The sequence below is a fragment of the Chondromyces apiculatus DSM 436 genome (assembly GCF_000601485.1).
Lineage (GTDB): Bacteria > Myxococcota_A > Polyangia > Polyangiales > Polyangiaceae > Chondromyces > Chondromyces apiculatus.
In genome coordinates, this window is sequence record NZ_ASRX01000054.1 from 70,910 (window position 1) to 91,159 (window position 20,250).

11 protein-coding genes are annotated in these 20,250 nt (G+C 69.0%); 6 read left to right on the plus strand and 5 right to left on the minus strand.

The features are described 5' to 3' along the window. Nucleotide 1 precedes the first annotated feature (1 nt). A complete protein-coding gene (locus CAP_RS29375) occupies nucleotides 2–1,828 on the plus strand; it encodes a lysozyme (protein ID WP_044246968.1) in 1,827 nt (608 codons plus the stop codon). A gap of 28 nt (nucleotides 1,829–1,856) precedes the next feature. On the opposite strand, the gene CAP_RS29380 is transcribed toward CAP_RS29375, so the two are convergent. Then, nucleotides 1,857–2,696, minus strand: a complete 840-nt coding sequence (locus tag CAP_RS29380) for a LysM peptidoglycan-binding domain-containing protein (protein ID WP_197041402.1) — start codon at nucleotides 2,694–2,696, stop codon at nucleotides 1,857–1,859. 3 nt (nucleotides 2,697–2,699) lie between these two features. Between CAP_RS29380 and CAP_RS52675 the strand changes: the two genes are divergently transcribed. The 4 genes from CAP_RS52675 to CAP_RS29395 all read left to right on the plus strand — a co-directional run bounded on the left by CAP_RS52675 (nucleotide 2,700) and on the right by CAP_RS29395 (nucleotide 7,126). Further along, on the plus strand, nucleotides 2,700–2,855 hold the full coding sequence (locus CAP_RS52675) for a hypothetical protein (RefSeq protein WP_197041403.1): 156 nt from the start codon (nucleotides 2,700–2,702) through the stop codon (nucleotides 2,853–2,855). A gap of 322 nt (nucleotides 2,856–3,177) precedes the next feature. Beyond that, nucleotides 3,178–4,281: a hypothetical protein gene (locus CAP_RS29385; protein WP_156041236.1), complete on the plus strand. Its 1,104-nt coding sequence runs from the start codon at nucleotides 3,178–3,180 to the stop codon at nucleotides 4,279–4,281. A gap of 156 nt (nucleotides 4,282–4,437) precedes the next feature. After that, nucleotides 4,438–5,913, plus strand: coding sequence for a methyltransferase regulatory domain-containing protein (locus CAP_RS45830; protein ID WP_081865375.1), 1,476 nt, complete (start codon nucleotides 4,438–4,440; stop codon nucleotides 5,911–5,913). 97 nt (nucleotides 5,914–6,010) lie between these two features. Further along, entirely contained in the window at nucleotides 6,011–7,126 is a 1,116-nt protein-coding gene (locus CAP_RS29395) for a hypothetical protein (protein ID WP_044246971.1), read from the plus strand. A 100-nt stretch (nucleotides 7,127–7,226) separates the two neighbouring features. Here CAP_RS29395 and CAP_RS29400 read toward each other — a convergent pair whose 3' ends face one another. The 3 genes from CAP_RS29400 to CAP_RS29410 all read right to left on the minus strand — a co-directional run bounded on the left by CAP_RS29400 (nucleotide 7,227) and on the right by CAP_RS29410 (nucleotide 16,671). Then, nucleotides 7,227–13,427: a MopE-related protein gene (locus CAP_RS29400; RefSeq protein ID WP_197041404.1), complete on the minus strand. Its 6,201-nt coding sequence runs from the start codon at nucleotides 13,425–13,427 to the stop codon at nucleotides 7,227–7,229. Nucleotides 13,428–13,477: 50 nt separating this feature from the next. Beyond that, complete coding sequence (locus tag CAP_RS29405) at nucleotides 13,478–14,458, minus strand: tetratricopeptide repeat protein (RefSeq protein ID WP_156041238.1); 981 nt, start codon at nucleotides 14,456–14,458, stop codon at nucleotides 13,478–13,480. A gap of 308 nt (nucleotides 14,459–14,766) precedes the next feature. Next, nucleotides 14,767–16,671: a TolB family protein gene (locus CAP_RS29410; protein ID WP_156041239.1), complete on the minus strand. Its 1,905-nt coding sequence runs from the start codon at nucleotides 16,669–16,671 to the stop codon at nucleotides 14,767–14,769. A 214-nt stretch (nucleotides 16,672–16,885) separates the two neighbouring features. On the opposite strand from CAP_RS29410, the gene CAP_RS29415 reads away from it, so the two are divergent. After that, nucleotides 16,886–18,658, plus strand: a complete 1,773-nt coding sequence (locus CAP_RS29415) for an N-acyl-D-amino-acid deacylase family protein (protein ID WP_044246974.1) — start codon at nucleotides 16,886–16,888, stop codon at nucleotides 18,656–18,658. Nucleotides 18,659–18,750: 92 nt separating this feature from the next. Here CAP_RS29415 and CAP_RS29420 read toward each other — a convergent pair whose 3' ends face one another. Further along, a complete protein-coding gene (locus CAP_RS29420; protein WP_044246975.1) occupies nucleotides 18,751–19,887 on the minus strand; it encodes a golvesin C-terminal-like domain-containing protein in 1,137 nt (378 codons plus the stop codon). Between the last annotated feature and the right edge of the window lie 363 nt (nucleotides 19,888–20,250).

The following is a 20,250-nucleotide window of genomic DNA, read 5'->3' on the forward strand; positions in this document are numbered from 1 at the left end:
CATGGCGGGCGAGGGGAAATCTGTCGAGGTAGCGCCGGGCTACACCGGGGTCTTGCGCCTCCGCGTCATCCCGATGACGTCGATCAAGCTTGCCGCGCCAACCCTGACAGTTGCGGCGGCCCGGACTCCCGTGAAGCTGACCGGGGCAGTGAAGAACCTGCCCAGCGGCACGAAGGCCCGCTTCACGTGGCTCGTGCTGCGGGAGGGGGCTGACACGCCGGAGCGGTGCCCGACCCCAGACGTGACGATCGAGGTGCAGGGAGGGACACAGGCGACAGTGACCGTGCCCCTCGACGTGCTCGAGCACCGGCTCATCGGCAAGGGCAAGGTGGGCTTCGAGATCGCGCCCGACTTCCTCTATTGCCCGACGCAGACGGTCGCCCCGGCGGTGATCGTCTTCAACAACCCGCTTTCAGTATCGTTCCCGGACGGGACCGCGGGCAAGCGCATCGGCTCCCGTGTGCGCATCGTACCGACCATCGGGGCCGCGTTCCGGGGCGCCGCGATCCGGCTGCAGGTTCGCGAGCGCGACGTGGGTGATTGCGAGACGGCCACGGACGCAGACCTCTCGATCGCGTTCACGTGGAAGGGCGGAGATACCTCGGAGCGCGTCTGGCGGATCGGCTGCACCGCGCCCGAGGGGACGCCGGTGCTCAACTACCTGGAAGACCAGGAGGACGGCGGATATGAGTTTGATTACGACCTCTCGATTTCCAGCGACGGCCAGACATTCGTTCCCGTGATCCGGAGCGAACCGCTCCTCACGGTCCCCAGACCGAAGCTCACCTCCTTCGCGCTCTCGGCGGAAGAGACGCACTGGTGGGACGCGCTAGCCATGTGGATGTCGAGTACCAGCCCGAACGCCAGCGAACTCCCTGTGAAGCTGCTGAGCGCAAAGGGATCCATCGCCGACCTCGATCCCGAGCTGGGTTTGCCTGCACAGATCTCCCTGTGGATGACGGATGCCGAAGGAAAGATCGAGCCGTTCAAGGATATCGAGGCCACTGTAACGGTGGACGAGGATGGTGCGTTCGAGGCCGAACTCGTCAACTTCACCGAGCTGACGAAGAAGGAGGACTGGGCAAGGCTCAGGGCCGCGACCTTCTTCGGGGTGCTGCGGCTCTCGGCCGCAACGACGGGTACCAAGAACCGCACGCCGATCCGCTGCGTCCTCGACTACGACGAGGCGCAGTTCATCCCTTTCCACGAGGGCACGGGGGCGAGCCCCCTCCGGGGTACGGGAGTGTGCACGAAGGGCGCCAAGATCGAGCCCGTCGGAGCGACTGCGGATGGGTACAACGCTCTCCTGAAGAAGATGGAACCTGGCTCCATGTCACAGGCCATCGAGAGGGCGCAGGTCGACGCAAAGAAGGCACAGGAACTCGTCCCCATGACGAAGCAGCTCGGCGAGAAGTACGGTATCCCCCCCGCCCTGGCGCTCGGGATCGCCAGCCGTGAGTCGGGGCTTTGCAGGCTCCTCGACAAGCATGGGTACGGCGACCACGGGAACGGTTACGGAATGTTCCAGGTCGACAAGCGCTACCACGAACTCAAGGGCGGGCCGGATAGCCTGGAGCATGCCGAGCAAGCGATGACCATCTGGAAGGGCAACCTCACGACGCTCCAGGCCAAGTACCCGAGCTGGACGCCGGAGCAGCAGATGGCGGGGGCAACGGCGGCCTACAACTTCGGATCAAAGAACGTGAAGACGCGCCCCACCGACGCGAAGAGCTGGGCACAGCTCGACGATGGTACGACGGGAGACGATTACTCGCGCGACGTGTGGGCACGCGCTCTGTGGTTCGCTGAAAGCTTGAAATGGGATTGAGTTCCCTCTCGAGCCTCGCTCGGCGCTCCTACATGGAAAAGGTCCAGCGCGCGGGTCGCTTCTTCGTGAGTTCGACCTTGTTCACCACGATGGTGTGCTGTGTACCCGTGGATAGCCCCTTGAGCTCGAAGGGGGATGGCAGGAGCACGATCCCAGGGTCATCCGTGTCGTCGAAGCGGTAATTCTTCCCGTCCTTCGTTTTCTTGGTGCATCCCACGACGCGCCGGAGCGCGGCATTGATCTTCTTCGGATCATCGGTGCCGAAGTTGAACTTCGCCAGCTCCTTCCAGGTGATGCCCACGGATTCTGCCAGGCTCGCCAGCGTATCGCCGGTCCCGACCTTGCGGCGCTCCACCTGGGAGACCACGTACTTGCCGGAGGGCTTCTGCGCCTCGCCCTCGTCCTCCGGCGTCTTCGGCCGCAGCGGCGGGGCAGCCTGCCCCGCCGCTGCCCCGTGGGCCTCGTCCCCGGCGGCCCCGCTGCCCGATTTCAGGCCCACGAAGGCCAGAGTCTCTGCGCGGCTCGGGTTGCTCCACGTGCACCGGACCACGCATGTCCCCGCAGGGATCGCGTCGAGCCGCGCCATCCCCTCTCCATCGGTGGTCGCGCGCTGCACCTCCTCGGTAGGCAGCACGACTTCCAGGGCTACCGAGCCCACCCCCTCGCCTGAGGCGAGCACCACCCTGACCTCGATGAAGTGGGTGAGCGCGGCGGGCACCGGGAGCGGCGACTGCTCGGCGCTGCCCTCCAGCAGCGCGCCGAGGGTGGGCACCGCCAGGTCCGGCGCGGGCTCGTGGACGGAGGCAACCGTGAAGGCGCCGCGGGCGATCTGTTCGGCGAGCTGCCGCAGCACCTCATCATCACGCACGGCATGAATCGCGGACCGGCCGACCTCGTTGGCCCACAGCCGCCGAAGCTCGACCATCACCGCGCGATCCCGGGCGAGCTGCCGCAGGAGGACGAGCGCGGCGCGCACATCCAGGCGGAGCGGACGCCCAACAGCCAGTCGTCGTTCGTGCCGTTGTGAGAACACCCGATTGGCGATCGGACCTGCAGCAGGGTCTCGCTGTCAACCCTCCACTGAGACACGCGGGCGGGGAGTTCGCTCGCTTCCGGAGGCGACGGCGTGAGGCCCGAAGCGGCATCACGCCCGGAAAAGTTCGGGCTGGATCGCGGGCCGGATCATCGGGGTTCGTCGCGTGTTGCACCAGCCCCCGTGGCGGCCACGCTTCTTCGCGCGCGCCGATCCGCCCGTCGCCATTCTCCGCGGCTTTCCGGAGGGCGTCCGCGTTTACGGCGGGCACGCCGTACTTGCTCTTCGCGGATGTCCACCCCTACGGTTGCATCTCATGGCTCGACCTGCCCCCCAGCGCCCGCCCTCTACCCCGCAGGCTGGCTTCGGCGCTGATCTCGATGACGTCCATGAGCGGCTCATCGAGGCGATGCGGCGCGCCATCCCGCTCCTCCCGCAGGAGATGCGGGAGGATGTCGAGGCCCTGGTCAGCCCGGAGAACCTCGCGATCACGGCCGCGGTGCTCGGTGCCTGGGCGGCCTCGCACGCCGTCGGGGTGGGCGAGGTGGTGGACATTGGGCTCCTCGCCCTGGGACTGATGACCCTGGGCGCGATGGCGCTCGACGTGGGCAAGCACATCGGGGCGTACCTGCGCGTCGCCATCGGCGCGAAGAGCCCGAAGGATCTGGATGACGCCGCCGCTCACCTGGCCGAGGCGATCTCCATGCTGGGGGTGACGCTGTTCACCACCCTGATCATGAAGCAGGCGGCGAAGAAGCTCCCGGGCGTGACGGCAAAGCTCACGCCTGCGCCGCTGCAGCGCTACCTCGCGTTCACCGTGGAGGAGTGGCTCTACAAATCCGGCTACCGTCGGATCGCACCCAGGGCCCGCGCGGGGGCCCTGGAGGCGCTGCGGTTCTTCGAGACCAAACGCAATTTCGTCTCGGAGAACAGCATCCTCGGCTGGCTGAAGGGGATGGACCTCTCCAAGACCGTCACCTCTACCGTGCTCCCACCGAAACAGGTGGTGATCGGGTACATGCAGGTGAATCCCCTCATCCTCGCCAAGATCAGGGCGCACCCGTCGCGCGCCCGGGAGTTGATCGCCGGGCTGAAGGGCGGCGACATGGAGATCGGGCGTTTCTTCACCCGCTCCGGCACGTCGAGCAGACAGCTAGGGATCGGCGATCAGAACCGCATCTACTGCAAATTCGAGCTCGGCTCCGGGGTCTCGGCGCTTCAGTCCACGACCGCACCCTTCCGGGACACCTGGACCCTTCCGGGCGTCAACGTGGTCAAGCTACCGAGCGGGAATGAAGCACACCGGGGCCAGCTCGTTGGCGGGGGCGGGATGCAATACCTCATCCCCGACGCGAAAGATCTCCTCAAATCGGAGACGCTCAAGCTGGTCGAGATCGGGACGCGGCTCAACCCGTACTGACGGCGAGGCTCACCGCACCCAGCATCGCGCGGTCTGCGGCGACGCCGCCGCTCCCACCGCCCATCGAGGTCGCCCGAGGTCCCCCTGACAGCCTACGACGACTTCCCCTACGACGACTTCCCCTTCCCCGAGACGCACCCTGCGCACCTCGCGGCGGTGGCCACCCTCTTCGGCCTCAGCCCCGCGCCCCCGGACCGTTGCCGTGTCCTGGAGCTTGGCTGCGGCCTCGGCACGAACCTGCTGGCCATGGCGGTGGCCCTGCCCGGCAGCATCTTCGTGGGCATCGACGCCTCCGCGCGGCAGATCGCGTCCGGACGCGCGGGCGTGGAGGCGCTCGGCCTCCGCAACGTCGCGCTCCACGCCATGGACATCCGCGACGTGGACGCGCGGTTCGGGCCCTTCGACTACGTCGTCTGCCACGGCGTCTACTCCTGGGTACCGCCCGACGTCCAGGCGGCGATTCTCACCCTCTGCCGGGCCCTGCTCGCGCCCATGGGCGTCGCCTACCTCAGCTACAACACGCTGCCTGGATGGCACCTCCGGGGCGCGCTCCGGGACCTCATGCTCCGGGAGATCCCCGCGCAGGGCACGCCCGAGGCGCGCCTCGCGGCCGCGCGGGAGGTCCTCGGGCTCCTCGGGCACGCCCCGAGCCTGGACGGGGCACGCGCGTGGCTCCACGAGGAGCTGCGGCTGCTGGCCCGGATGTCCGACGCCTACCTCTTCCACGAGCACCTCGCCGCCGAGAACCGCGCGGTGTACTTCCGCGACTTCGCGCGCGCCGCGGCCCAGGCGGGGCTCGCCTACCTGGGCGACGCGCACCTCTGGACGATGATGCCGGATCGGTTCGGCGAGGCCGCGGCCCAGGCGATCGCCCAGCGGTCACGGGGTCTCGTCGACACGGAGCAGCACCTCGACTACCTCGACCTGCGCTTCTTCCGGCGGACGCTGCTCTGCCACAGGGAAGCGCCGCTGGACAGGGCGCTCTCCTGGCGCAGGCTCTCGGGGCTCTGGCTGCGCGCAGCGCTCACCGAGGAGCGCACGGCGGAGCAGGGAGACACGGACAACGGCACGCGCGGGGAGGCGTCCTTCTCGATCGGCCGCGGGCTCTCGCTGAGCACGACGAGCGCACCGTTGAAGGCGGCGCTGTCGGCGCTCGCGGAGCGCTACCCGGCAGGGATGCACTTCGAGGCGCTGTGCGCGCGGGCGCTCGCAGAGTCGGGTGACGCCAGGAACGCGGAGGCCCAGGACCGGCTCGGCAGGAACCTCCTCGGCCTGGTGACGCGCGGGGAGATCGCGGTGGACGCCTGGGCGCGGCCTTGCACGCCCGCACCTGGGCCACGGCCGGCGACGACGGCGCTGGCGCGGCTGGAGGCGGCCCGGGGGCGGGACGGCTGCACGACGCTGCTGATGGAGCGCGTGGCGGTCGACGCCTTCGATCGGGCGCTGCTCACGCGGATGGACGGGGCGCATACCTGGGAGGACCTGGTGGCCGGGGCCCTGGCCGAGATCGCGGCCGGGCGGCTCTCCGTGGAGGTGGAAGGGGTGCCACGCGACGCCCCCGAGGTGCTGCGAGAGGTCACCGAGCAGAAGCTCGCGCGGCTGGCGCGGGCGGGGCTCGTCGTGCAGGGCTGACAGGCCTCAGCGTGCAGGGCTGACAAGGCTCGCGGTTGCGCGCGGCGCGCGCAGGGGTGCATGCTCGCCCACGCCCCGCGCGGGCGCAGGAGAGGACATGGAGGTCATCGGGCTCGGGGCGCTTGTCGTGATCGCGGTGATGCTGGCCATCGCGATGGCCACGACGACGTCGCGGCGACGGCTGGCGGAGGCGCAGAAGGCGCTGGCCGAGGCGATGGCGGTGCAGGCGCAAGCGCAGCGGGCGCTGAACGCCGCGGCGGAGACGCGGGCGCCCTCGGAGGAGGCCTCCGAGGATGAAACAGCGCGGCTGCGGGCCGACCTCGCCACCGCGCAGCAGGGGCTGACAGAGCGACACGAGGCGCTGGAAGCGGCGCGTCTCGATGCTGTGGCAAAGGCGCAGGCGGAGGCGCGCATCGCCGAGGAGCTGCAGCGCGAGCGGGCAGCGGTGGCCAGGGAGATCGAGGAAGCACGCGCGCACGCCGAGGACGCGCGGCGGCGTGCAGCGGAGACGGGGGAGGCCCTCGACGAGGCCCGGCGCGATGCCGAGAACGCGCGGCGGGACGTCGCGGAGGCGCGGCGGGAGACGGACGAGATGCGCCGGTCCCTGAGCCCGCTCCAGGCCGAGGTGGCCCATCTGGGAGAGGCGCTGGCGCAAGCGACGTCGGGACAGGCAGCGGCGCAGGCGCGGCTCCTCGCGCTGGAGGTGACGTGCTCCGCCACGGAGCGCGCGGCGCTGGCCGCCGAGGCCGAGCGGAAAGGTCACGAAGCGGCGCTGGCCGCGTTCACGGGAGAGGCGCGGGCTGCCAGCGAGGAGGCGTCACGGCGGGAGAAGGCACTGCGCGCTGCGCTGGCCGGGGCCGAGGCGTTGCGAACGGAGGGCGAGGAGAAGCTGCGCGCAGGGCTGGAGGAAGTGCGGACCGCGCGCGCGGAGCGGGAGGCGTTCGCGCTGGAGGTGCGGGCGCTGCGGGAGGCGCTGGCGCTGGCGCGGAAGGCGGCAGAGGAGAAGAAGACTCAGGACGAGAAGGGCGACGGAGAGAAGCAGGGAGAGAAGACTCCAGGCGCCCCCGCGGCCGCGCGGGCTGGCGTGCCGGGGGCGGCGCGCGCTGGCACCGCGGCAACGAAGGGCAAGGCGCCGGAGGTGAAGCGCGTGTCGGTGTGGTGGTGCACCGCCTGCGGGCGCGGGGCGACGCGGCCGGAGCGGTGCTGCAGTTGAACCAGGACCTCAGACACACGGGCCGCTGATGCGGCAGCCCCCCGCCCACCGTCGAGACCTCCGAGGGAACGCTGGTGCTTGAAGGGAGAGGGCTCTCCCATCAAGGCGCGCTGGCGATCGCGACGCTGGTCACCGGGGTGGAGCTCACCTGAACGGGGTTGCTCCAGGCCGTGCAGGTATGCGCTGGCATTGCCGTGCAGCGGATGTGGTGGAGGGTGTCTGTCGTATCATCCTTGACGAAGCCGAGCTCGACGAAGGATGCGCTCGGGGTACCGGCCCCAGTCCCGCGCGCCACGGCCGGTGCCCCGACGATCGTGAACGTGTTGCTCATCTCCGCCGGGACCGACCAGGCGTTGGTCGACTCGCGGTAGAAGCTCGTGAACAACCTCCCCGCGGTCCCCGCGGCATTCGACCGGAACGCGATCACGGCCGAGCCTCCTGGGAGGGCGGCGAGCGCAACCTGGTCGGCTGTCGTGACCGTGGTACTACTGCTAATGAAATCGGTCGCTGTCCAGTTCGAGGTGCTGGAATTACGGCTGCGGAAGCAGATCCGGCCGTCTGTTTGATGCACATAGACGGTGAGGAGATCGTAGACCGTGCCGGTCATAGAGACGATCGAAGGCGGAACGTTCGGCGCGGCCATCGTATCCAGCGAAGTAAAGCCTCCCGGCCAGTCATTGTTGCTTCGCTGCGTGAACCGCAGCGCGGTCCCATTTATGTAGACGAACGCAGGGGTGCCACCACCCGAGGCCAGCACCGCGATGTCACCCGCCAGCGGCAACGAGGGGAACATCGAGATCGACTGGTGCGTGGACCAGCCCCCGTCGTACGCCGCATAGCGGAATATGTCCGTCCCCGTGTCGTGGAGGAAGGCGGTGTGGGCCGTACCATTCAATGAGGTGATGGCGGGCTTGGCGTTGGTCGGGTAGTCGGTGTTCACCTGACTCCACGCCGTCCAGTTCTTGGTGACCGAGCTCCACGTCGTGAACCTCAGCTCGTCGGTCCCCACAGCACCCGTGTGGCGCACGAGACCGACGCCCCGCACGGTGTCGACCGTCAACGCCACACGCTCCGTCGTCTCTGCGCCGGTGATCTGCTGTTCGCTCCACGATCCGCCCGGATGGAAGCTGGCTCCAACCAGCGTGCCACCGCCGCCCAGCATCAGCACGACGTCCTGATAGCAGGCCGACGAATCACCGCAGTAAGCGCCGGGTGCACAACTGGTGTCATCGACGCACGCCGCTTCGCAGGCGCCACTCACGCAAGCAAAGTGCTGGCACGACTCTGTTCCTGCATCCACGCAAACCCCGCTACCATCGCAGCGGTCGGTGAGGTTGGCCGAGGCGCCGTCAGGGCTGCAGGAGGCCGGAGCGCACTCGAGCCCCACGGCAGATGGGCCGCATTCACCATCCTCGCCCAGCTCCTTCCGGTCTGCCGAGCACGAGTCGCAGCTCGCGTCGCAAGCCGTATCGCAGCACACGCCATCCGCGCAGAAGCCGCTGGCGCACTCGTTTCCGGTGGTGCAGGGCTCACCGATCACCTTCTCGTTGGTGCACGCGCCACCATCGCACGCGAACACGCCACAGTCCGTCGTGCCGACGGACACGCAGACGCCGCTCCCATTGCAGGCATCCGCTCCGTCCACGGTCGTCTCGTTGACGCACGATGCCGGCGCGCAGGTCGTCCCCATGGGGTAGAGGCGGCACGCACCGCCACCACCGCACGTCCCATCCTGGCCGCAGCTCGCGACGTCATCTGCGACGCACTCGCTGTCAGGGTCGTTGCCGGCGGCGACAGGTCCGCAGGTGCCGCTCGGCCCCGTCCCCTTCTTCGTCATCGAGCAGGCCTCACAGAGGCCGCCGCAGGAAGTCTCGCAGCAGACCCCGTCCACGCAGAACCCACTGTCGCACTCCGAGCCCTGCGCGCAGAGGGCGCCGTCGATCTTGAGGGAGGAGCACGCGCCACCGCTGCAGAGAAACTCGCCGCAGCTCGCGGTCCCGCTCTCCACGCACGTGCCCGATCCGTTGCAGGTATCCACGGCGTTCACCGTCGTCGCGTCGGCGCACGTCGCCGTACTGCACGCGGTGCCGCTCGCGTAGAGCCGGCAAGCGCCAGCGCCGTTGCAGGACCCATCCTGGTCGCAGGTCGCCACCGGATCCGTCGTGCACTCGGAGTCCGGATCGCTGCCCGTGGCGATCGGGCCGCAAATGCCATTCGCGCCGCCGCCCTTCTTCGCCATCGAGCAGGCCTGGCAGAGGCCGGGGCACGCACTCTCGCAGCACACGCCGTCGACACAGAAGTTGCTCGCGCACTCGCCACTGTTCGCGCAGCTCACCCCGAGAATCTTCTCGGTCGTGCAGGCACCGCCCGCGCAGGTGAACTGCCCGCAGCTCGTGGTGCCACCGTCCACGCATGTGCCACCGCCATCGCAGGTGTGCGGGTTGTCCACCGTCGTGGTGTTCTCGCACGTGGCCGCGGCGCACACCGTCCCGCTCGCGTGGAGGCGGCACGCTCCGGCGCCGTTGCACATGCCGTCCCGACCGCAGGACGCGGCGGACTCCGCCGCGCAGTCGTTGTCCGGATCGGTCCCCACCGCGATCGGGCCGCAGGTACCGTCCGCGCCGCCGCCCTTCTTCGCCGCCGTGCAAGCCTGGCAGGCGCCGCCACAGGCGCTCGCGCAGCACACACCGTCGACGCAGGAGTTGCTCGCGCACTCTCCGGCGGCACCGCACGCCGCGCCGTTGATCTTGAGCTGGGTGCAGGTGCTGCCGGAGCAGATGAACTGGCCGCAGCTCGACGTCCCGCCATCCGTGCACACCCCGTTGCCGTCACAGGTATCCGCGGCTGCGACCGTGGTCTCGTTCGCGCAGGTCGCCGCTTCGCAGATCACCCCGGCCGCGTACCTGCGGCAGGAGCCCGAGCCGCTGCACATCCCATCCTGGCCGCACGTCGACGGTGCCTCCTGCGCGCACTCGTTGTCCGGATCGATGCCGTTCGCCACCGGGCCGCACGTTCCGTCTGCGCCGCCGCCCTTCTTGAATGCCGAGCAAGCCTGGCACGGGCCCGTGCACGCGCCGTCGCAGCAGACCCCGTCCACGCAGGCACCGCTCGCGCACTCGCCGGACGCGCCACAGAGCGTCCCGTTGATCTTCAGCGAGGTGCAGGCGCCGCTCGCGCAGGTGAACGGCGCGCAGCTCGTGGTCCCGCTGTCCACGCAGGTCCCCTGCCCATTGCAGGTGTCCACGGCGTTGACCGAGGTCCCCGACGCGCAGCTCGGCGAGGAGCAGCTCGTTCCGGCCACGTGCATCCGGCACGCGCCCGTCCCGTCGCAGGTCCCATCCCGGCCGCAGGTCGTCGCGGACTGCGCACTGCAATCATCGTCCGGATCCATGCCAGCCGTGATCGCTCCGCAGACCCCGTCGACCCCCGAGCCCTTCTTCGCGGCCGTGCAGGCCATGCAAACGCCGGTGCAAGCCGTCCCGCAGCAGACTCCATCCACGCACTGGCCGCTTCCGCACTGCGAGGAGAGGGTGCAGGAAGCACCGTCGGGCCTCATATCGGTGCATACACCGCCGGAGCAAAGATACTGGCCGCAGCTCGTGACGCCATTGTCGACGCAGGAGCCCAGCCCGTTGCAGGTGTCGGCGTTCGCAACGGCGGTGTCGCCCTGGCACGCCGCCGGAACGCACTCGGTCCCCGCGACGTGCAGCCGGCAGGCACCGGCACCGTTGCATGTCCCGTCTTGCCCGCAGGTGGTCACAGGCTGGGAAGCGCACTCGTTGTCCGGATCGGTACCGACCGTGACCTCTTCACACAGGCCATTGGCGAGGCCGGTCTTCGCCAGCGAGCAGGCGTAGCAGGTTCCTGCGCAGTCGGTGTTGCAGCAGTAACCGTCGACGCAGTGACCGCTACCGCACTCGTTCAAGCCCGTGCACTGGCTCCCTATGGGCTTCTTCGGGGCGCAGCTCGTACCGCTGCAGTAGTGGTCCGAGGCGCATTGCAGGTCCGAGGAGCAGTTCACCCGGCATACTGCGCTTCCGCCGCTGGGGTCGCAGACGTAGGGCGCGCAGTTCACGTTTCCGAGGACGTTGCATGTCCCGGACCCGTTGCACACGTCGGCCCTGTTCAGGGTCACCAGATCCACGCAGCTCGCTGGCGAGCACACCGTATCCAGCGGGTAGAAGGAGCAGGCGCCGGACCCGTTGCAGACGCCCGTGGTGCCGCAGGTGTCCGTCGCCTGCGTCGCGCACTCGTTGTCTGGATCCGTGTTGGCGATGACCGGGCCGCAAGTGCCGTTCGGCAATGAGCCGGTCCTGGAGGCCGAGCACGCCTGACACGTGGTGTTGCAAGCCGTGTTGCAGCAGAACCCGTCCACGCAGGAGCCGCTCGCGCACTCGTTGGCGCCGCCGCACGTCTGCCCGTTCGGCTTCTTCGCGGTGCAGCTCAGGGCGTTGCAGTAATAGCTCGACGTGCAGTCGACATCGCTGCTGCACCCGGAGCGGCACGTGCCGGTCGCGCCGTTGCACCTGTATGGAGTGCAGTCCTCGGTCCCCGCGTCCTGGCACTGCCCAGCGCTGATGCAGGTGTCCGGCCTCGCAGCCGTCACATCGTTCACGCAGATCGGGCTCGAGCACGACGTCCCCTGCGGCCACACCTGGCAAGCACCGAAGCCGTCACACACCCCCGTGGTGTTGCAGGTGAAGGGGTTCGTCGCGGCGCACTCCTCGTCTGGATCCGTGCCGGTCACGATGTTGCCGCAGGTGCCATCCTGACCAACCCCCTTCTGCTGCGCCGTGCAGGCGCGGCAGGGTCCGAGGCACTGCTGGTTGCAGCACACGCCGTCGACGCAGAAGTTGTTCAGGCACTCGTCGTTCTGCTGGCAGGTCGCGCCGTTCGGCTTCTGGGCGCAGACGTGCGTCGTCAAGTCGCAGACGTTGGTCACGCAGTCCGAGTTGCCGTTGCACGTGGAGCCGATCGAGCACTTGTCCGGGCAAGAGCCGCCGCAGTCGACGTCACTCTCGTTGCCGTTCTCCTGCCCGTCGTCGCAGGTGGGGGTGGCGCAGATCTGCCCCTGGCAGCTACTGCTCTGGCAGTCGGTATTCACGCTGCAAACAAGGCCGTCTGCGCACTTCTGCTGGCAGGAGCCGCCACAGTCGACGTCGGTCTCGTTGCCGCTCGTCCTCCCGTCGTTGGGGCAGCAAAACTGCCCCTCGTCGACGACGCCATCGCAGTCGTCGTCCTCGCCGTCGCACTGCTCGGGGAGCTGATCGGGCTGGTAGTTCGGCTGGCAGTACAGGCCATTGGCGCTGCACTGCCAGATGCCCGGGTTGCACGCCCCCTCCAGGCCCGTGCTGCAACCCTGGCCGACTTCCTGGATCCCCTCGTCGCTCTCGCCGTTGCAGTTGTCATCCTGGGCGTTGCAGGCCTCCACGGGCAAGGGGGTCACCATGCCGACGCAGGTATCGGTCTGCTTCTTCCCGTTCACGCAGGGATACACGCCCGCCCGACAGATCCCGATGTTCCGCGTGTTGGGGAAATTCACGTCGTCGTAGCAAGGATCATCCTCGACGCACTCGCAAAACTCGGAGTCGAGGTCGACCTCGCCGTTGCAGTCGTTGTCCTTCTTGTCGCACTGCTCGAGCTTCGGCGTGACATCGCCCACGCAGTCGCCCCAGCCGCCGTCGATGCACTGCTGCTTGCCCTGCGTGCAGAGGCCTTCGCCGATGGTCACCTCGGGGCCGCCGTAGCAGAACTGCTCGTCACCGTCGTTGCAGGAGCAGCCCTCGTCGATGTCCTCGTCGCAGTCGTTGTCGAGCTGGTCGCAGACCTCCTTCACGGGGAGGATCGCGCCCTCGCACTCTCCCCAGACGCCGTTCATGCAGACCTGCACGCCGTCCTGGCACATGCCTCGGTTGCGCGTCGCGGGTGAGCCGGTGAAGCACTGCTTCTGGAGGCCATCCTCGCAAGGACACTCGTCTTCGTCGATGTACCCGTCGCAGTCGTTGTCGAACCCGTCATTGCACAGGTCCTTCTCCTGAGCGTTCGCGTCTGGGCAGGCCGCGGGGAGACCCTGGCTGTCGCAGGCATCGACCAGCGCCCGGCAGGCGCCCTGGTGACAGTCGATGGGATCGAGCTGACTCGCGCTGGGCGCGTTGCAGGGGTTCTGTTCGTAATCGGTATCGATGCCAAGGATGTCCGTGCAGCTCACCACGGCCCCGAACAGGACCAGGAGGAGCCCCAGGAGCGCGAGGGCCTGCATCCTGACGCGGCCTCGACGCGCCCGGAGGCGCTGCGAGTTCACGCCTCGACCCTCTGGTGGTCTCCTCGCGGATGACTGCACGAACTCCGGCTTCACCATATCCACGTCGCTCCCACGAAACCGTCGCCCTGCCTGGACACGCTCACATCGATCGCCGGTGCTGCGCGGCCGATCACCGCCCTCTGCGGCGCTGCGCCGAGCCGCCCCTGCTCGGGCTCCGTCAGGATCAGCACCACCGCCACGGCGAGCCCTGCCAGCCCGATCGGGAACGCGATCGTGCTCACGGTCCCCATCGTGCTCGCGAGGTCCGCCGCGCTCTCACCCTTGGTGTTGCACAGCCCGTCGCGGCAGTTGCTGTTCACCACACCCTTCTGGCTCCAGGCAACCGCGCCGGTCACGATGCCCGTCACCACCCCGGCTGCCCCGATCCCGCCGGCGGTCCAGGTGGCGATTCGCCTCCCGGAGTTGTCGTACTCCTCGGGCGGAAGCAGCGCCGGCACGGGCTCCAGCGGCCGGCTGTAGCGCACCATCTTCGCGTCGTCGTCGGGGGACGACACCGACAGCGCGATCGTCTGCCGGTCGCCCTTCTGCACGAAGAACCGCTTCTCCCAGCGCGCGCCCCCGGGGGGCTGCGTCATCACCCAGTGCTCGCCGGGATCGATGGGCAGCGCCACGCCGAGGGCCACCGGCACCGGGTCGCCGCCCTGCTTCGTCACCCTCGTCACCTTGGTCCCGACGGGCGCCGATTCCGGCAGCCGGAACGTCACCCGAGGGATGTCGCCATCCAGCGTCTCCCGCCGCTTGAATGCCTTCCGCTCTCGCTCCCCCTCCGCCTGCTGCTCGGGCGGGGACAGACGCTCGAACAGGTCGAGGTACTCGTCGTAGTGAAGCGCCGCAGTGGCGATGCGCCCCGCCCGGTCCTCGCATTCGGCCAGGTGAAACAGGGTCGTCGGGCGCTTCTCGAAGCGGAAGCTCTTGCGCAGCGCCGGGCACGCCGTATCGAGCCGCCCCGCCTCCAGGTCTGCCATGCCCTTCTGGAAGAGATCATCGGCATCACCGGCAAAGGCAGGCATCGCGGTCAGAACGACAGCGCTCGCACAGAACACCCTGAGTTGCGTTAAAAACAAAGAATTCCTCTAGCCCAGACTACGAAGGTGGGATCCCGCTGGCAAGTCCTCAACAAAGCGAGATCCAAGCCCAGGTCATTTCATCGGATTCCTCCGTCGCGTGCCGCGCTCCTGGCAGCGGCATCCACCGCGCACCTGGAGTTGACCACGGGTCCGGGGTGGCGCCGCCGGCCGACTCCCGGAGACGCCGCTCGCGCAGGACAATCCACTCGGACCCCGCGGGGACGTTCGCGAAGGGACTCACCGCCCCATGATCACTGCGGGATCTCGGTCGTCGGCACGGTCCAGTACGGGCTGATGTTGTTCGCGGTGATGTTCTGCCCGGGCAACCACACCGCCGGCGCGCTCGGGTCCTGCGCCAGCCCCGCGGCGAGCTTCTGCCGGTCGATGGCGCCGATCCAGATCTGCTTGCACTGATTCACCCCGTTCGCCTTGCAGCCCGGGTCGGTGTTCGCCAGCGTCAGCTTGTGCCCGTAATCGCGCTGGCTGGAGAACACCACCCAGAGGTATTCACCGTCCGAGCGCGGCGCCCAGTGCGACCAGGTGATGTCCAGGTCTCCGGGGCCGTTCATGGCCGCGAGCTCCACCACGCCGGCGCCCTGGCTGTCTGCGAGGGCCAGCCGCTGCCCGGGCGCCGCGGCGTTCGCCCCGTTGCGCCACGCGCTGCGCGCCGCGTTGAAGACGATGTACTCCCCGTCCGGCGAGAAGCTCGGGAAGAACAGGTTGTTGTATTGCCCGCTCGGCAACTCGAGGGGGCTCGGCACGATCGTGTCAGGCTGACCGAAGATGTGGTTCGTCCCGTCGTACTCGTAGCTCATCACCGCGATCGCGCCCTCCGACAGGTCGATCCAGTGGGCGTTGGGGTACGGGGTCGAGGCGAAGGCCACCCTCTTGCCGTCGGGTGACCAGTCCGCCATCAGCGCCGAGCGCTGCGTGCCGTTCGGCCCCATCACCGACACCTGGGGCGCGTTGGAGGGAAGGACGGCGCCCGTGTCCGGATCGTAGGCCTCCAGGAACCCCGGCGACCGCGTCACCAGGGCGACCGACTGCGCGTCGGTCGGGAACGGGTAGCCCACGGGCGAGAACGTCGTGTACGAGCCGAAGATCGGCGCGGGGAACGTGTCGGCGTTGATGACCTCCACCCAGGCGTTGGTCTGCTTGTCGAAGCGCATGAAACCCACGCGCAGGTTGTTGCAGTCCCCGCCGACGCAGCGGCTGTACCCGATGCGGCTGCCGGATCGGGAGACCGAGTGGCACGAGGTGCAGTTCTCGATGATCCGCTCCGGCTCCGAGGTGGCCCCGAACGTCTGCGTGATCAGGCTCTGCTGGTTCGAGGCCCACCAGTAGATCGCCGTCTTGTCGAGGATGTCGTGCGAGATCCGGAACCGCACCGGGGGCGCGCCGAACTTCGCCGAGGGATCTGCCTGGAGCAAGGCCTCCACCTCGATGGTCAGGTCCTCGCCGGCCACCGTCTCCGCGACCTTCCCCCAGTCCCCCTCGGCGAGCATCAGGGACACGTCGGACGTGTAGAGGTCGAGATCGAGGTGCGTCGCGGCGAGGTGGATCCGGAACAGATCGTTCTGTCCCGTCAGCCACTGCATGTCGACCGGCGGCAAGTTCCGCGGCGCGATCGCCCCGTCCAGCGGGTACACCATCGACGGCGCGCGCGTCGCGTCGTCCGTCGGCGTGGCCCCCTCGAAGAGCTCGGGCGCGTTGCCCGGCGTGGCGCCTCCCGCAATCAGCTCTCCGGAGAGGTTCAGCAGAAGCTCACTCGATCCGCTCGCACCGGAGCAGCTCGCCGTGACCTCGCCCTCGCCCCCGCGCAGGGCCGTGGTGAGCGTCGCCCCCGACATCAACCCGAACCCGGGGCTCGCCGACCACGTGCAGTCGGCGGTGACCTCCACCTCCTGCCCATCGATGGTCGCGAAGGCGCGGTACGCCTGGGTGGGGGCCGGCCCGTTGAAATCGACCTCGAGCACGACCGACGGCGGATCGATCCGGACCGCGCTCGCCACGGGGTCCGATCCCCCGTCGCCGCCACTGCCACCCGTGCCGGAGCTGTTGGACGACCCCTCGTCCTCGCCGCTGCACGAACACGCCGGGATGGCCGCCGCCGTGGCCACTGCCAGGAAAAGCATCAAGGACGCGCGGAATTGCATGATCGCAGCTTATCGAGACGCACCTCGGCGCAGCAAGCGACACCGCTCTGGTGGTGATCCTCCACCGCCACGCATGCCCGGAGCCGCGCGCTCCTGCCAGGCGCCATCCGCGCGCCACGCCCCCGCCACGCCCGCCACGCCCGCCACGCCCGCCACGCCCGCGCCACGCGCGCCACGCGCGCCACGTACGCTGCGCAGTGGTAGGCTCCCCCGGGTGAGCGCCCCCTTCGACTGGATCATCGAGAACGGCCTCTTCTTCGACGGCGCGGGCTCCTCCCCTGCCCCGCGCCACCTCGGCATCCGCGGCGGCAAGGTCGCCGAGATCAGCGACGCACCCCTCCCGCGCGGCCCCGAGACCCAGGTCTTCGACGCCGCGGGGTGCTGGGTGACCCCCGGCTTCATCGACATGCACACCCACTACGACGCGGAGATCGAGGTCGCCCCCTCCCTCTCCGAGTCGCTGCGGCACGGCGTCACCACCGTGGTCTTCGGGAGCTGTAGCCTGAGCCTCGCGGTCGGCACGCCCGAGGACCTCTCCGACCAGTTCTGCCGCGTCGAGGCCATCCCCTACGACATCGTCAGGCCCCTCCTCGAAGCGCGGAAGACCTGGGAGACCGTCACCGAGTACTTCGAGCACCTCGAAACCATTCCCCTCGGCCCCAACGTCGCCTCGTTCCTGGGACACTCCGCGCTACGGGCGCACGTCATGGGCATCGAGCGCTCCCTCGACAAGCACGTCAGCCCCACCGAGGAGGAGCTCACGCGCATGGAGACCATCCTCCGCGAAGCCCTCGACGCCGGCTACCTCGGCCTCAGCGTGATGACCCTCAAGTGGGACAAGATCGGCGGCAGCCGCTCCATCCGCAGCCGCCCCCTCCCCTCCACCTACGCGAGCTGGTCCGAGTACCGCCGCCTCTGCCGCGTCCTGCGCGAGCGCGACCGGGTCTTCCAGGGCGTCCCCGACGCCTCCACCAAGGTGAACGCCATCCTCTTCATGCTGGAGAGCGCGGGCCTCGTCCGGAAGCCGCTCAAGACCACCATCATCTCGCTCATGGACCTCCGCGCCGATCGCCTCATCTACAAGGTCGCCGGCTTCGGCGCGCGCGTCTTCAACACCTTCCTCGGCGCCGACTTCCGCATCCAGGCCCTCCCCGAGGTCTTCGACCTCTGGGCCGACGGCATGGACCTCGTGGTCTTCGAGGAGTTCGGCGCCGGCACCGCCGCCCTCCACCTCGCCGAGGAAGCCGACCGTTCCCGCCTCCTCCGCGACCCTGCCTACCGCGCCCGCTTCCGCAAGGAGTGGACCTCGAAGCTCCTCCCCAAGGCCTTCCACCGCGACTTCAACCAGTCCGAGATCCTGAGCTGCCCCGACCCGAGCGTGGTCGGCAAATCCTTCATCCAGCTCGCCGAGGCGCAGGGCCGCCACGTCGTCGACGTCTTCCTCGACCTCGTCGCGGAGCACGGCTCGGCGCTCCGCTGGTACACGGTCATGGCCAACGACCGGCAGGGCCCCCTCGAACAGATCATCAGCGACCCCGCGGCCCTCATCGGCTTCTCCGACGCCGGCGCCCACCTGCGCCAGATGGCCCACTACAACTTCCCCCTCCGCATGCTCCGGCTGGTCAAGAACGCAGCCCGCGAGGGCCGCGAGATCATGACCACCGAGCGCGCCATCCACCGCCTCACCGGCGAGCTGGGCACCTGGTTCGGCATCGACGCCGGACAGCTCGCCGTGGGCCGCCAGGCCGACGTGGTGGTGCTCGACCCCGCGGGCATCGACGACGAGGTGGAGCGCCCCCACGAGGCCCCCATGGAGGGCTTCCCCGGCATCGTGCGCATGGTCCGCAGAAACCCCCGCGCCGTGCGCGCCGTGCTCGTGAACGGACGCCTCGCCGTGCGCGACGGCGAGGTCCTCCCCGAAGTCGGCACCCAGCCAGGCTTCGGCCGCCTCCTGAAAGCCCAGGACGCCGCGTCCCTCCCTGCCTGACGCGCCCCGTCCCGCCTGACGCGCCCCGCCCCGCCTGACGCCCCCCGCCCTGCCTGACGCGCCCCGCCCCGCCTGACGCGCCCCTGTCTACCTCACTGCTTCACGAACTTCACCGCGTCGAGCCCGACCTTCAGCGAGGTGCTCGCCGCCTCGCCCGAGTTGTCCCCCACCTGCACGAACTCGGTCCCGTCGCCGCTGAAGCTCCAGGTCCCGAGCAGCACCCACTGGTTCGAATAGATCGAGTGGTCCACCCGGGCATAATCGTTCGTCCCCTGGTGGTAGATCTTGTAGGGCGCCTTCTTCGAATTGGCGTGGTTCGACGGGATGTGCGCGTAGACCTTGTACGACCCCGCCCCCGGCAACGCCGGCTTCCACCGCCCGTAGTTGTTCTGGGTCGTGCCGTTCACGGTGATGTACCACATGTGCGATCCGTAGCCGTACGAGGCCTGGGTCCACGATCCCGTCCCGTACCGTGAAAAGCCGCTCTGCTGATCGTCCACGATCACCTCTGCCGGCGGCGCGCTGTACGGGCTCGGATCGTTCATCGCGCGCACCGTCTGCGTGAGGTAGATCCCGCTCGTGCTGTTGTAGAGCGGATTGCTGGTCCCCGTGTAGATGTCCAGGTGATAGCCGTCGATGGCGCCTCCGGTATCGTCGGCGCGGAACCAGTGGTTGTGGGAATCGATCCACACGTAGGACCCGAGGGCGATGTAGCCCGGATCCACGGCGATCGAGTAATTGGCGACGAGGGTCCGCCCGCTCGCGCCGGTGACGCCATTGACATAGGCGAACGTGGTCGAGCCGCAGTTCTGCCACCACGTGTAGCCGCTGCTCCAGGGCCCCCCGCCCCCCACGTACTTGATGTACTTGCCGTCGCTGGCGAGCCCGGTGCCCTGCATCGGCACGCCCCACCCCGAGCAGAGGAACTCCTTGCGGTAGCAGTTCCCGTTCAGCCCCGGCGGGCAGATGAACGAGCTGTCCCCGGTGTGCTGCCCGGCGAGCTGGGACTCCTGCGCCACGATGTAGTTGGTGAGCTGAAAGCCGTTGTGGTGGGCATTGTTCGCGAGCAGCGCGATCTCGGCCTCGTCGACGTCCTCCTCCCACGCTTCCCCCACCCCGGCCACGCAGCCCGAAAGCCCGAGCGCCAGCAGGGCGACGGGCAGCACGAACGAGCGCCGCGCGAAGGAGCGGAGCGCCATGAGGTCGTGAGCGTCGAGATCCTGGTTCACTGGCGTTTTCCTTCCGTGCCGTCGTCCGGCAATGATCACCGGGCAGCGTGACACTCCCTTCGTAGCGAACGCGCGCTGCGCGTGGAAGTCATCCCGTCACGCGCGATGCGCCGCGCGTTCCTGCCATGACGCACAGTTACCGCGCGGCACGCTGGGCGGTGGGGGCGCGAGCTCCTGCCGTGCGCATCAAAACGGCTCACGTACAGCACGTTGACGCACATCTCGTCGTTCGTGCCCTCGCCCGCGTGCGTCACCGTGGTGCGCGAGCGCGGAGCGAGAACGCAGAGGCCGCGGGCACAGGCTGCATGGGGTGCTTGCTCCGAGGCGACGTGCTGCGGGAGCACCGTGGGGGCCGCTCCCGCA